The sequence below is a fragment of the Sinobaca qinghaiensis genome (genome assembly GCF_003610495.1).
GTDB lineage: Bacteria > Bacillota > Bacilli > Bacillales > Marinococcaceae > Sinobaca > Sinobaca qinghaiensis.
Map to the genome: position 1 here is coordinate 23,886 of NZ_RAPK01000008.1, position 14,096 is coordinate 37,981.

Annotated in this window: 13 protein-coding genes; 1 reads left to right on the forward strand and 12 read right to left on the reverse strand. The window is 47.9% G+C overall.

What is annotated here, in order from left to right:
* Positions 1–64: 64 nt before the first annotated feature.
* From ATL39_RS07495 to ATL39_RS07505, 3 genes are all read right to left on the reverse strand, one after another.
* Positions 65–802 (reverse strand): ABC transporter ATP-binding protein, encoded by a 738-nt coding sequence (locus tag ATL39_RS07495; protein ID WP_120192705.1) that lies wholly within the window; start codon positions 800–802, stop codon positions 65–67.
* Positions 803–2,443 carry an ABC transporter permease gene (locus ATL39_RS07500; protein WP_120192706.1) on the reverse strand — a complete coding sequence of 547 codons (1,641 nt, stop codon included), beginning with the start codon at positions 2,441–2,443 and terminating at the stop codon, positions 803–805.
* 129 nt (positions 2,444–2,572) lie between these two features.
* Complete coding sequence (locus ATL39_RS07505; RefSeq protein WP_120192707.1) at positions 2,573–3,697, reverse strand: Fe(3+) ABC transporter substrate-binding protein; 1,125 nt, start codon at positions 3,695–3,697, stop codon at positions 2,573–2,575.
* A gap of 377 nt (positions 3,698–4,074) precedes the next feature.
* Between ATL39_RS07505 and ATL39_RS07510 the strand changes: the two genes are divergently transcribed.
* The gene (locus ATL39_RS07510) at positions 4,075–5,205 is read left to right on the forward strand and encodes an NAD(P)/FAD-dependent oxidoreductase (RefSeq protein ID WP_120192708.1); all 1,131 of its coding nucleotides are present in this window, start codon (positions 4,075–4,077) and stop codon (positions 5,203–5,205) included.
* A gap of 138 nt (positions 5,206–5,343) precedes the next feature.
* On the opposite strand, the gene ATL39_RS07515 is transcribed toward ATL39_RS07510, so the two are convergent.
* The 9 genes from ATL39_RS07515 to ATL39_RS07555 all read right to left on the reverse strand — a co-directional run bounded on the left by ATL39_RS07515 (position 5,344) and on the right by ATL39_RS07555 (position 14,009).
* Positions 5,344–6,192 carry an SDR family oxidoreductase gene (locus ATL39_RS07515; RefSeq protein WP_120192709.1) on the reverse strand — a complete coding sequence of 283 codons (849 nt, stop codon included), beginning with the start codon at positions 6,190–6,192 and terminating at the stop codon, positions 5,344–5,346.
* A gap of 100 nt (positions 6,193–6,292) precedes the next feature.
* Positions 6,293–7,372, reverse strand: a complete 1,080-nt coding sequence (locus tag ATL39_RS07520) for an NAD(P)/FAD-dependent oxidoreductase (RefSeq protein ID WP_120192710.1) — start codon at positions 7,370–7,372, stop codon at positions 6,293–6,295.
* Positions 7,373–7,391: 19 nt separating this feature from the next.
* Complete coding sequence (locus ATL39_RS07525) at positions 7,392–8,819, reverse strand: dihydrolipoyl dehydrogenase family protein (protein ID WP_120192711.1); 1,428 nt, start codon at positions 8,817–8,819, stop codon at positions 7,392–7,394.
* Positions 8,816–9,409, reverse strand: a complete 594-nt coding sequence (locus tag ATL39_RS07530) for a CDP-alcohol phosphatidyltransferase family protein (protein ID WP_120192712.1) — start codon at positions 9,407–9,409, stop codon at positions 8,816–8,818. The genes ATL39_RS07525 and ATL39_RS07530 overlap by 4 nt, the downstream gene beginning before the upstream one ends.
* A complete protein-coding gene (locus ATL39_RS07535) occupies positions 9,409–10,083 on the reverse strand; it encodes a TVP38/TMEM64 family protein (protein ID WP_120192713.1) in 675 nt (224 codons plus the stop codon). Before ATL39_RS07535 ends, ATL39_RS07530 begins: the two co-directional genes overlap by 1 nt.
* Positions 10,080–11,072, reverse strand: a complete 993-nt coding sequence (locus ATL39_RS07540; protein ID WP_120192714.1) for an ABC transporter ATP-binding protein — start codon at positions 11,070–11,072, stop codon at positions 10,080–10,082. Before ATL39_RS07540 ends, ATL39_RS07535 begins: the two co-directional genes overlap by 4 nt.
* A gap of 13 nt (positions 11,073–11,085) precedes the next feature.
* Positions 11,086–11,871, reverse strand: a complete 786-nt coding sequence (locus ATL39_RS07545; protein WP_170146867.1) for an ABC transporter permease — start codon at positions 11,869–11,871, stop codon at positions 11,086–11,088.
* 1 nt (position 11,872) lies between these two features.
* Positions 11,873–12,739 carry an ABC transporter permease gene (locus ATL39_RS07550; RefSeq protein WP_120192716.1) on the reverse strand — a complete coding sequence of 289 codons (867 nt, stop codon included), beginning with the start codon at positions 12,737–12,739 and terminating at the stop codon, positions 11,873–11,875.
* Positions 12,720–14,009, reverse strand: coding sequence for an ABC transporter substrate-binding protein (locus ATL39_RS07555; RefSeq protein WP_245960948.1), 1,290 nt, complete (start codon positions 14,007–14,009; stop codon positions 12,720–12,722). The genes ATL39_RS07550 and ATL39_RS07555 overlap by 20 nt, the downstream gene beginning before the upstream one ends.
* Positions 14,010–14,096: the final 87 nt, after the last annotated feature.

Consider the following 14,096-nt stretch of genomic DNA (forward strand, 5'->3'; position numbering starts at 1 on the left):
AAAAACCCTGCAGTGCAGGGTTTTTGCTGTAGTAAGCCAACGAAAACGAAACAGAAGGCTGTCTTTAATCCATCAGCAGCGTAAGCTCTCTTTCCCTTTCAGAAGCATATAAAGATTCCTGCAGCAGATCACCCGAACGCCCGGCCTTCTGGACTTTTCCTTTATCCAGGAAAATGACACGGTCAGAAAGCACTCTGGCATCCTCCCGATCATGCGTTACAAAAATTGTGGTTGCCCCTGCATACTTAATCATCTCCCGCAGCTCATCCCGAATCTGCTGTTTTAAGTGGGCATCTAAATTACTGAATGGTTCATCCAAAAGGAGCAGCGCCGGCTCAGGAGCCAGGGCTCGGGCAAGTGCCACCCGCTGCTGCTGTCCGCCGCTCAGCTCATGCGGATAGCGTTTTTTGTATTCTGTCATATTAACGAGGGTCAGCATCTCCTGGAGCCTGGCTTTCCGCTTCGGCCCTTTCCACTTTTTTAAACCGTAAAGGATATTGGCCCCCACCGTCATATGAGGAAATAAAGCGTAATCCTGAAACACCATCCCAAGTCCGCGCTTCTCTACCGGGAGCATCCTGCTGTTTTGGCCGTTTACATACGTATCGCTCCCTACCTGGATTTTTCCTTTTGAAGGATTTTCCAGACCGGCAATCAGGCGGAGAACAGTACTTTTCCCACTTCCGCTTTCCCCAAGAATGGAGACAATTTCCCCTTCCTTCATATGAAGGTTGAAATTTTGAATGACTGTACCAGACGCTTTCCTATAAGAAAATTCGAGACCGGATATTTGTACATGCATCTAATTCGGCTCCTTTTCAATGAAAATATGAAAAATATACATTGCCGCACCACTTACTAAAATAATAGCCAGGGATGGTACCGCCGTTTCCTGAATCCGTTCATCGCTTGCATATCGATAAGCGGTCGTTGCCAGCGTTTCAAAATTAAACGGCCGGAGAATCAGCGTCAGCGGCAGTTCTTTTAATATATCTACAAACACAAGAATAAATCCGCTGAAAACAGCCGCCCGGATCATCGGAAGATCCACTTTAAAAAAAGTCTGCAGCCACCCCATGCCAAGAGTACGTGAAGCTTCTGAGTAACGCCGTCCGACTTTTTCAAAACCAGATTCAATCGAATTATATCCCACAGCCATAAAGCGTATCACGTAAGCAAATATCAGCATAACCAGGCTCGTACTCAGCACCAGCCCGCTGGAAATACCCGAGAAGGCATAGAAAAACTGTAATCGCTGTTCGATGTAAATGAAAAAACTCAGAACCCCCACCGCAATAACTGCTCCGGGAATAGAATATCCAAGAACAGTAAACCGTGCAGTGATGGTAGAAAGCCAACCGGGAACGATGCGGGTGAAATTTGCAACGATCACTGCAAACACGACTACGAGAAGAGAACTAATGCCCGAAGCCAGCGTAGAATTACGCACAAGGGAAACAAACTGGGCGGAAAAAACCGCTTCATAGGTCAGCATTCCCCAGTAAAGCAGCTGCACCATCGGAAGAATAAATCCAAGCAGAAGAACCGTGCCGCAAAAACCGAGAGTGCTCCACTTTTTCCAGCCTTCAAGTTCCCGGGGCTTTAATGGCGAAACTTTAGCCGAACTGTAGCTGTACTGACGCCGTCCCCGAAAAACTTTCTCCAGCACCAGAAAGACAAGCACCAGTCCCATTAGAATGCCGGCAAGCCGGATCGCTGAATCGAGATCATCCAGTGCATACCACGTCTGGAAAATAGCAGTACTAAACGTCTGAACACCAAAATAGCTCACAAGTCCATAGTCATTTAAAACTTCCAGCATGACAAGCGTTACTCCGCCTACAATCGCTGCCCGTGAAACCGGCAGTACGATACGAAAAAACGTACGAACCGGGCCGCTTCCAAGCACCCTGGCATTTTCAATGAGCGTTGTCGCCTGGCGGGCAAAGAAGGCCCGGGTAATAGCATAAACATACGGATATAAAAAAATAGTAAAAATAAACACAGCGCCGGGAATATTCATAATGTCAAAATATCGCTGCGACACCTCTATATCAAAGGTGTTACGGAGCGTCCGCTGAACAAATCCCGTATAGTTTACCATCCCATGGTACGCGTAGCCGCCAATATACGGAGGAATGGCCAGCGGCATAAGCAGTGCCCATTTTAATGTGTTTCTGAATGGAAACGAATAGGCGGAAACAAGCCAGGCCAGCGTTGTACCAAGAGCAATGGACAAAATCCCCACTATAACGGCCAGCGTCAGCGTGTCTATTGTATAGCCAAGCAGCAGGTACTCTTGAATGTGGGCCCAATTTTCCCCTGCCGGCTGGATCATCCGGTATAAAAGAAAACTCAGCGGCAGTAAAAGCAGAATGACAAAACCTGCCGCTCCGCTCCCCCACCCCAGAGCTGCTGCTGATGGACTTTTAAAGAAAGGCATATACATCTGTCCTTTAGTAAATGAGAGTGACGAACCGTACCTGGAAATTTTATTGACTATATAAAAAAGCGGCTCTTTTTCTAATTGGCAGGATAATCTCTTTCAACATCCTGCCGCAGCCGGAATTCATTATTTCCAGCCGACTTCATTCATAAGCATCTGCGCCTGGGCATTATTTTCGCCTAAAATCGTCAGGTTAATGTCCTGCTCTTCAAAGTCACCCCACGACTGAAGCAGCTCAGAAGGCTCTACGTCTGGATTTACTGGATATTCATAGTTTGCTTCAGAAAAATCATCCTGTGCTTCTTCTCCTGAGAGAAACTCTATGAACTGTACGGCTTCTTCTGAATTAGGTCCGTGCTGTGTAACTCCTGCGCCGCTGATATTAATATGTGTGCCCTCTTCCTCCTGATTCGGGAAAAATACTTCCAGGTTTTCTGCCGCATTTACTTCTTCCTCTTCAGAGGAGTTCAGCATCTGGCCGAAATAGTAGGAGTTCATAATAGCTACATCTCCTTCACCGGAAGCAACACCGAGTGCCTGATCCCGATCTCCGCCCTGCGGATCGCGGGCCATGTTATTTACAATGCCTTCCGCCCACTCTCTGGCTTCTTCTTCTCCTTTTATTTCAATAAAGGAAGCCATCAATGATTGGTTATAAATATTTTCTGAGGCCCGTATAAGAATGCGGTCTTCCCATTCTTCGTCTGTAAGGGCTTCATAAGTAGACAGATCCGATTCATCTACACGTTCCGGATCATAAACAAAAATGCGGGCACGTTTGGTCAAGCCGAACCATTCATTATCAGGATCCCGGTAATTTTCAGGAATATTCTCATTTAACACTTCAGAATCCGTTGGCTGAAGAAGATCTGCTTCTTTTGCACGATAGAGACGGCCGGCATCTGCTGTGATAAATACGTCTCCTTCTGTAGCTTCCCCTTCACGTTCCATCCGTTGAATAAGTTCGTCATCCTCTCCGGAGACCACATTGACTTCAATACCTGTTTCTTCCGTGAATTGTTCATAAAGGGCTTCGTCTGTATCATAGTGACGGCTTGTGTACAGATTCACTTCTCCGCCCTCCGACCCCGCCTGGTCATTTTCTGCGTTTTCTTCCTCTGCACTGTTTTGTTCTGTATTATTTTCTCCTGAACCGCTGTCTTCGCTTCCATTATCGCTGCCGCACGCTGCAAGCGCCAACAGCGAAGCAGCAGGAAGTAAAACAGTTAATAAACGCGGCTTTCTTTTCATAATAAATCCCCCCAAATAATAATGTTTTAATTGATAATAAATATCATTCTCATTCAATTCTCATCTAAATGAGATAGTAAGTCAAGCTTTTTTAATTTTGTAATTATTTCCATAATGCTTGTAAATCAGGCATTTGGCTGCATATCTTCAGTAGATTCATCTCATGCTTTCCTTACAGCATATGAGAGGAGTTCACGTTTGGAATGTGATAGAATAATCTGAAACAAGGCTCGTTTTTCTCTTTACAAACCGCTGTACACATTAATTATTCACACCGCCTTAAGGCGGACTAAGCTGCCGGTGCTCCCTGCCGCTGAAATAAACATGAATTTCTGTTTTCAACTTTACGATGGTACTTCAAAAAAGGAGTGAAGCAGATGATTGATTTTTTGATTATTGGCGGTGGTGTTATCGGTACCGCGCTCGCGCGTGAGCTTTCCCACTGCAAAGGACGGACGGTGCTTCTCGAAAAAGGCCGCAGTCTCTCCGGCGTTCAGTCCACGCACAACAGCGCACTTGTTCATCCCCCCGCAATGATGCCTCCTGATAAAGGAAAGCTGAAGTCTGTGCTTGGTAAAAAAGGAAGCTTTCTTCATCAGCAGCTTGCGCGTCATTTTGATGTTCCCGTATTTCATAACGGCGCCATTGTCACAGCGCGGACGGAAGAAGAATTGCAGAAACTACATCGCCTGAAGCAGCAGAGTGAGGCAGAAGGTATTGATACCATTACGCTCTGCAGCCGGGAAGAACTGCTCGAACGGGAACCAAACCTGCACCCCGACGTGAAAGGCGGACTGTTTATGCCCGAAGCGATGAGTGCAGACACCTCCGTGCTGACGGAAAGACTTGCAGCCAATGCCCGGCTTAATGGTGCGGAAATTTATACAAATACTGAAGTAACCGCCCTGAAAAAGTCCGCTTTCGGATTTGAAGCAGAAACAAAAGAAGGCCGTGTTTTCCAAAGCCGGTTTGTCATTAATGCTGCCGGTGCCGCCTCCGGATTTATAGCCGGAATGATTGAAGACAAAGTGCCGTTTGAGCCGGTTTCCAGGCGCGGGGAATACCTGGTGCTCAGCAGACAGGCTGCGGGATTTATCAACCATATTATTTACCCGCCGCCGACCAGCCTTACTAAAGGAGTTTTAATTATTCCCCAGCCGGACGGAACCATTCGCCTGGGACCAACCGATACTCAACAGAAAGACTTCCGTTCTGCTCTGCCTACAAAAGAAGGCATTGATCAGATTCGGCATGAGGTCAACATGCTTGCAGTGGAGCTTCCCTATCATTTTGAAGAACGTTATTATGCCGGAATCCGCTCCAGTATCACCGACCCTGACTTTTATATTCGTCCATCCGAAGCTTATCCGCGGCTGATTCACCTGGCCGGCCTTGATTCTCCGGGAGTAACGGCCTCCCCGGCTGTTGCGTCCTATGTACTGACTGAAATCATCCAGAATATCGAACCCGTCGAACGCAAAACCGAGCCGAATTTGTTCGGATACTAAAGCTGTCCGGATATGGAGAAAACGTAAAAAACCTGACTAAGAGAAAGGTCTCTATGCCAGGGACAGAACAAATCATATATGCAGTTAAATCATAAAGAAGTAAGGCAGCTTTTCTTTTCTATCAGCACTGTTCTATTTCTATCCTTCCCAATACTCTTTAAAATCTTCGATATAAGTCCGGATATTTGTAGGTTCTCCGCCTGTTATTTTTTGATAATCATGCGTAACTCCCTTTGCCAAACCGAGCTTTGTTGAAATATGAATACCGGCTGTTACATTAATAAATGCTTTATTTTCACCCCTTTTCTCCATATATGCTTTAAACTCTTTTACGGATGGCTCTGTATACTCAATATTCACCCCTAGAATATTCGTCATGATTTCTGCTACTTCGTAAAAATCGAGCGCTTCTGCTCCTGTGACCGCATAGCTTTTGTTTTTATGCCTTTCGGAGTGAACTAATGCCAGAGCTGATATTTCAGCAAGATCCCTTGTATCAACAAAGCTCGTTTTCCCCTTTCCTGCCGGAACAAAGATGCGCTGCTTTTCTTTTATTTCTTCGCGGAGAAAATCGTTTAAATTCTGCATGAAGTATCCCGCCCGTACAAATGTATAGGGAATAGCTGATTTTTTTATTAATTTTTCCATTTTGTAGTGATGTAAAAATGGTATATACTGTGCGTCTTTCAGGGATAAATAAGCAATATGCACAATTCCGCTTTTTTTTGCCTGTTCCAGAAATTTCTTAAACGGAAAGTTACCTCCCGGAGGATACATTAAAAAAATACGATCCACCTGCTCGAGCGCCTCATCAAATGTGCCGGGATCGGAGAAATCAAGCTTTACAAAATCATATTCATCACCAAATGCCGCTTCGGCTTTTTCAGGATCACGGACAGCACAGACATGGTAAACATTTTCAGCTTTAAGCTTTTTAGCCACCTCGTACCCAACTTTTCCTGTAAAGCCGGTAACCAGTGTTCTCATAGTTATCCCCCCTGGATAAAAAAGGCTGGTTAAAGCCCGGCCTGCGGCCAAACATCAACCAGCCATTCAGCTGTACCTTATTCTATTCCTGTACATATCCTTAAGAATGAAGCGACGTCATGAACTTTTTATCAATCCTGTTTTTCAGGCGCCATGCTGTCGAGCCTTTAAAATGAAGCCTTCCTCTGATGAGAAAGCCCTTTCTCCCGCCTGTTGAAAGGATCGCTGTATAGTTCTTCTGCGGTGTGAATAATTGTGTTGTTCCGCTCTGGAAAAAGGACGTAATATTTTCTTTCAGCACGGGAGCCTGACGGATCGCATAGACACCGTTTTTAGGAAGATTTGGATAGGCGTCCATCGTTACACTGTCCCCTGCGCCAAAAAGCTCTGGCATTCCCGGCACCTGCATACCGGCATTAACAAGAAGGGATCCATCCTCTGCGGTTGGAAGAGAAGATGCCTGAAACAGCGGATGGGCGGCGCTTCCTGTCAGCCAGAGTGCTTCATCAAAGGAATGGCTCGCGTTATCCGTATGCAGCAATCCTTCCTTTTCTCCGGCCCGACCTTCTTCTATTATCTGCACCTTTCGTTTTTGAAGAATCTTCCGCACAGCATGCTGGATCTGCTTCGTTTCATCCGGCATAATGCCTCCTGATGAAAATAAACGGACCGGATATGCTTCCCGGCGGTGCTTCTGCCTCCATGCCTGCAAAGAAAGAGCCATTTCAACTCCACCGTACCCGCTTCCTATTACTGCCGGACGGTCTGCATGCCGCATCCGCTCTACCGTTTCCGGTACACCCAGAGCCGGTTTAAGAACATGGGACCCCTCCCCTCGAGAAGCACCAGCCGTTCCAGCTCCTATGTTAATCGAGGCCGCATCAAAAAACAGCGTATCGCCGCGATCTGTCTGCACCTGCTTGTGATTATAATCAATCTTTACCGCGGCCCCTTCCAGAAAAGAACCTCCATGGCGGCGGCAGAAAGCTCCCAGCTCCACACGTACCTCTTCTTTTTTGTACAGCCCTTCCATTAAACCGGAAAACATGCCGGAATAATAATGGTACGGCCCCGGTGAAATCAGAACCCACTCCATCTCTTTTTTCTCAGCTTCATTCCAGTCGCGGATCATTGTCAAATGAGCATGTCCGGCTCCGATTAAAAGCAGGCGCTTTGGCATGTCGCTTTCACCCTTTCTTTTATCGGAACGTCTGCACGTATTTTTTCAGAAGCTTTGTGGCGCTGCTGTCAAAAAGCTTTTCGCGCCAGTAGATATCAGCCGCTTTTTTCAGGATTTCCCCGCGTGATGGGTATGGATAGACAATACTTGAAAACGAGCGGAGCGGCTTTTTCCATGCTTTCGCTGCTACTACTTCATGCATCCAGTCGGAGGCATTTTTCCCGGCTGCGTGGGCACCGAGAATTTTCCCGCGCTTATCCGTTATAATCTTCACGAGCGGCGTTTTGTCGCGTTCGGCAATAAACCGATCGACGTCTCCGCCGTTCACCTTGTACACGTTGATGCTGTCTCCGTGCTTTTCTCTTGCCTGCTGCTCTGTGAGTCCAAGCCGGAACAGCTCCGGTTCGGTGTAAAAGACCCACGGAAGCGTACTGTAGGACACTTTCCTGCGCAGACCGAAGACTGCATTTGTTACAACAATCTGCCCTTCCAGGCCGGCTGCGTGCGTAAACGCATATTCACCCGTTACGTCTCCGACCGCGTAAATATGCGGTGCTTTTGTCTGAAGGGTCGGCTTCACGGGTATGCTTCCATCCTTGGCCGGATCAATACCTGCTTTACCAAGCTGAAGTGAATCCGTGTTTGGGCGGCGTCCTGCCGCAATCAGCAGGGCGTCTGCTTTTATTTTTTCTCCGTTGGACAGTACGGCGTACACAAGTCCGGACGCTTTATCCTCTTCTATCGCTTCCACGCGGGCATTTGGAACAAAGTTCAGTTCTTCAAGCAGCGCGCTCTGTACGCGCCTGCCGATCTCCTCTTCTTCATTTGGAAACAGACGGGGCGCATTATCAACGATGGTCACTTTCGCACCAAGGCGGGCCAGTACCTGGGCGAGCTCTACGCCCACCGGACCTCCGCCCACACAGACGATATGGCCGGGAAGTTCTTCCGCATCAAAAATGGTTTCGTTAGTAAAGTAAGGCAGGGCCTCTATGTTATCGATCGGTGGAATAACCGCTTTCGAACCAGTGGCAATGACAATCCGCTTGCCTTCTATCTCTTCACCGTCTCCAAGCTGAACCGTATGCGGACCTGTAAATACGGCTTCCTTTAAATATACATCCACGCCCATTTCTTCAAAGCGGGACACATCATCCATTTCCTGAATATCGTCTATGGCATCATGGACCCGCCGATTCACCTGAGCAAGAGAGATGTCGCCTGCAAGCTGTAGATTATGCTGTTCAGCGGCTTTTCTTGCCTGGTGGATTTCTTTTCCCACCGTAATAAATGCTTTGGACGGAACACATCCGGCATGAAGACAGTCTCCGCCGAGGTTATTCTTTTTTTCAACGAGCGCTACCGAGGCACCGAACTGCGCAGCACCGGATGCGGCTGTTAAGCCGCCCGATCCGCCGCCGATAATAATAAGATCGTATTTTTTCATTCTGCAGGCTCCTTTAATATTTTTTTTGCTTCAACTAAACGCTGGATGCCTGTAAACACTTCTACAAAAAGAAACAGCATCGTGGAATAAAGAAGAATAGATGGAAACAGAATCATAATCGTAAATAAAATAAAGCCTTCCGTCCGTTCTGCGAGCCCGGCCTGATAGTAAAAAGATTTAATGCCTTTCTGGTCGGAGACACTGCCGACGGTTAAGAATACCGTCATGGAGAATATAATCGACACGCTCAGCAGCAGAAACAGCCACATTAAATCCGGAAATAAAAAAGCGAGACCGAGCAGCACGCTGATCTCAACGAGACGGTCGAACGTCACGTCCATCACGGTACCAAATGCTGAAGGCTTCGTTTTTCTTGCCATAGAGCCGTCCACGGCATCAAGAAAACCGGAAACCCAGAGAAGCAGCACGGCAGCAGGACCCAGACCTAAATAAACAAGCGGTCCCGCAGCCACTCCAATAATAAAAGAGATCACCGTTACCTGGTTGGCCGACAGGCCTCTGCGGAGAAAGAAATCCGCTGCGTGTCCGATAGCCGGCTGTACATATTTTCTCGCGTGCGTATCAAGCATTAGTTATCGTCCTCATCTGCGGATGCTTTATTAATAATATCTCTTCCTACTCTTACCCTTTTTAATAAATAAACAAAAGCAGCAATCGCAAGAAACACGCTGAATGCTACAATTATCTGCGTAAAATCGCCGCTTACAAGCCCTGATCCAAGCAGGCTGTAGCCGAGCGCTCCCGGGAAAATTCCGATCAGCGTCGCCGCTGCATAAGCCCGGAAACGGATGGTCGACAGGCCGCATATATAGCTGACCAGATCGAAGTTCAGCACCGGAATCAGTCTCATAATGAGCGCATACAAAAAGCCATTTTCGTTCAGCTGGGTCTGAAACACAGCGGCTTTACCCTTCCACTTGCTGCCAATCACTTTTCCGCCGAGCATCCGTGCAATATAAAAGGAAAGAATCGATCCTCCCATTGCGCCGATCATAATATAGATCACACCTTCCACCGGCCCGAAGGCAAGCCCGCCGGCAAGCGAAAAGACAGAAGCCGGAAAAAACACAAGCGAGCGCAGCGTATAGAGCACAATATAAATAACCGGGGCCAGCCATCCGTAGGAATCAATCACCTGCTCAATGTCGCCTGGACGAATTTGAAACACCTGTACATTAAGCCAGATAAGAATGCCTGCAGCTGCGGCCGCACCTGCAAGCAGAAGCGTTTTTTTATAAGTCATTTCTTTTCTCCTTCTGCCCGCAGAAGCCCGGTATGTTCCGAAAATAACAGCGAAGATGCCGGAGCATAAAGAACAGTCTCATTTCCCGGGACGGCCGTACCGCTTTCGTCCTGCAAAGCGATAACCACCTCTTCTTCTTTCAAATAGTAATTATAGAAACGCAGCCCATAAGCCTGCCTCTCTTCCATTATTACAGCCCGAAACGCCCGGGACGGCTGTGTTGTCTCTTTCGTGGACATAGCAGCGAGCGGCACGAATGCCCCTTCTTTTGTAAAAAAGCCTTCCGACGCAAGCGAGGCAACGATCGGATGAGCCGGCCTGCGGTATAGCTCTTCGGCCAGACCGGACTGAAGAATTTCCCCGTCGCCGAGTACAGCTAGTTTATCTCCCATCTGCTCGGCTTCTTCCCGGTCATGCGTCACAAACAGAGCCGTTACCCCTTCTTCTTTCAGGACTTCCTTTACCCACAGCCTCATCGAACGCCGGAGCTCCGAATCAAGATGGGAAAATGGTTCATCCATTAACAACAGCTTCGGTTTTACAATTAAAGCCCGGGCGAGTGATATCCGCTGCTGCTCCCCTCCCGAGCATTCGGCCGGAAACTTGTCTCCAAATCCGGCAAGACCTACTTTTTCCAGAAACTTCTCCGCCTCTTGTCTGCGCTTTCCGGACGGAACTTTTTTCACCTTTAATCCATACGCCGTATTGTCAGCTGCATTCATGTGAGGAAAAAGAAGCGGTTTCTGAAACATCATGACGACCGGCCGGTCTTCTGCCGGCTTCTCTTTAACATTTTCCCCATTAATGAAAATGTCGCCGTCATCTTCTTTTACAATTCCGGCAATGGTCCGCAGCAGGGTTGTTTTCCCCGTCCCGGACCGTCCCAAAATGCTCATCGTTTCGCCCCGTTCAAGCTTAATATCAACTTTATTCAGGACGATTTCGTTTTTATACTGCTTCGTTAAAGATTGAATTTCTAAATATGCCAAGTTATCACCTTCTTTATCTTCGATGGGCCGCTGCAAACACAAGACGCATTACCATTTCCGCCAGCAGGATGACCACAAGGGGAAGCAGCGCAAATAAAAGAGACAACGCGCTTACAACCGCTTCATTTGCTGAATTGGAATATGGAAAATATAAAAGAGACAACATCGGCACTGTGCCTCCGCCAATAATCACCGGCAGAATATACTGGCCGGCTGTAATCACTACCGTTAAAAAAACGGCCGAACGCAAGCTTGGCATGATCTGCGGAAGCTGTACAAACATAAGCGCCTGCAGCGTAGTGCTTCCGAGCGATTTTGCCTGTTCCTCTGATTCCGGCCCCAGCCTTTCAAACCCAGCCCGAAGAACCCGGATCGTATAAGGAAGGGTAGGAATAAATAACACGAGCGCTGTACCCAGCCATGTATCGGCCAGCCCTGCCCGGATAAATGTAAAATGAATGCCCATAGCAACGGCCGTCATCGGAATAAGAATAGGAAGAAATAAAAGATTATCAAGCCACAGCTTGCCTCTGAAGTGTTTATAGGCAAGCATCTTTGCAGCAGGTACACCGAGAATTACATTTCCTGCTGCCACAAACAAAATGACCATGATCGTTACGGCGACAGCCTCTCTTAACGCCGGATCTCCGAGAGCTGTCTGCCACGCCTGCACCGATACAGCGGAGGGAAATAATTCCCCCCAGCCCCATCCAGGAGCTATACTCTGTAAGAGCAGAAGCAGGAGGGGCAGAACACTGAATATAAGCAGGAATACGCCGATTATCACTTTATGCTTCATCTTATTTCCCGCCCCCCAGACGGCTGCGCAGCTTCCGCACATACCATAGGATAAAGCCGGCTGCTGTCAGAACGGCTCCGGTAAGCAGCGTCATTGCAGCCAGCGCTTCCGGACGTCGGCTCCAGTCTCCGCTGTAAAACCATTCGTAAGCAAGAACAGCTCCCATTTCAGGAGAAGAGGCTCCAATGAGATAGGGCACTTCAAACGCACCAAACACAAAACAAAAAATAATCAGTCCTGTTTCAAGAGCGCCCGGCTTCAAAAACGGCCATTCTATATCTTTGAAACGCTGATAAGGACCTGCTCCAAGGGCTGCTGCCGCGTGGCCGAATTCTTTATTCATTTCCTGGTACACCGGAAGCATCATCAGAACTACAAACGGAATTTCTTTCCATACATAGGTCAAAATCAGTCCAATGCCCCTGGAGTCATTTGTCAGAATCGGAAAATCAGCAATCGCATCAATCCAGCCAAGCGAAGCTGCTGCGGTCGAAAGCCAGCCGCTCTGTGAAAAAATTAAAATAACAAGATAGGCTCCGACAAAATGAGGGAAAACCATCGGAATCCAAATAAGAAAACGGCTGTACCGGTCTTCCAGATAATGATAGAGTCCTCTCGCAATAAAAATACCAAGCACGAGGGATATCATGGTGGAAATACCGGCTACATAAAAACTAAAAAAAGCAGAAGACCAGAACCGGCTGTTTCCAGCTAACGTTTCATAAACAGACAGGCTGAACTGTCCGTTTCCCCCTTCCAGACTGCCAAGCAGTACTTGAAGCAGGGCATACCATACAGCGCCTACCAGCAGAAGCAGCACCGGAAAAAGCCAGAGAATCCCGGCTTTTTTACGGCTGAACAACTTCATTGTTCCACTTCTCTTCCAGCCAGCCTACATAATCGGCATCTAATTCCGGGAGGTAGGCATTATCAAGTTCTTCCTGGGAAGGAACGCTCGCTCCTCTGTCCACGGCTTCCATAGCACGACGGTCTTCTTCTGTCAGAAGCTCCGGGTCAAGAACAGAGCTTTCGCCCCATCCATCCGGATTCATTTTTTCAATCTGCGCTTCCGGAGAAAGCAGAAAATCCATCACGACCATCGCTCCGGCAGGATTCCCGGCATTAAAAGGCATCGTTAAAAAATGCGTATTCCCGATCGATCCACTGTCGAGCATAAACGTATCGGTCGTTTCCGGAAATGTCCCATCCCGTATCAGGCTCTCCGCCCTTGCTTCGTTATATCCCATCGTCATACTGACTTCCCCGCGGCTGTAAAGACGATCCAGTTCTTCCACGCTCGCGGGATACGTCTGGCCCTCTCTCCACAAGCTGCCTTCCAGCTCATTTAAATAGTCCCACATCGGCTCTGTGTTTTCTTCCAGCGCCTCTTCATCAAACGCTTCTGAAGCAAACGCCGCATCGTTTCCATATTGGTCATACAGCAGCTGCCTCAAAAAAGCGTTTCCTGTAAAATCCGTCGCCTCCGGGTACGTAAATTCACCGGGATTGTCTTCTGCCCACTGCCTGAGTTCTTCCCACGTGTCAGGAGGCTGATCTATCTTTTCTGTGTCATATATAAATGTAAACTGCACCTTCCCGAGCGGTGATTCCATTCCCTCAGTCGGTGTTCCGAAGTCAAGCGTCGTTTCCGGAGAGTCTGCATCTATGTATTCATTAAACCGAGGCAGCTTTTCTGTAAATGACCCGAGAAGCAGCTCGTTTTCTTTGGCAGCCCGGAAATTTTCCCCGTTCAGCCAGAGAATATCCATCGTTCCCTCCTGTTCCCCTGCTTCTTTTTCGGTAAGAAGCCGCTGCAGGCTTTCTTCTGTATCAATCGGCACACGCTCCAAATCAATATTATGCTCCTGCTCTACGGCAGGAATCACGTATTCGTCCATATATTGGTTTAAGCCGTCGTCGCCTCCCCACATGAACATGCGTACGTCCGAGCCATCTGCTTCTGCGTTGATAGCTTCCCAGTCTTCTTCAAGCCATGCCTGTGCTTCTCCCTCTTCTCCACTGCTGCAGGCTGCCAGAAGGCCGGTTCCTGCCAGAAAAATGCCGAGTACTGCCGTTTTTCTCATTCCTGTTTCCCCCTCTGCTTTCTTTAGTTTACACGTTTCATTTCCAATTATCACAGATAAAGCCCCCTTATCTTTTGGCGCTTCCTGCCCCATCTGCAAAAAAACCGCCGGAAGTATGTTATCTCCGGCGGCGCTTATAAT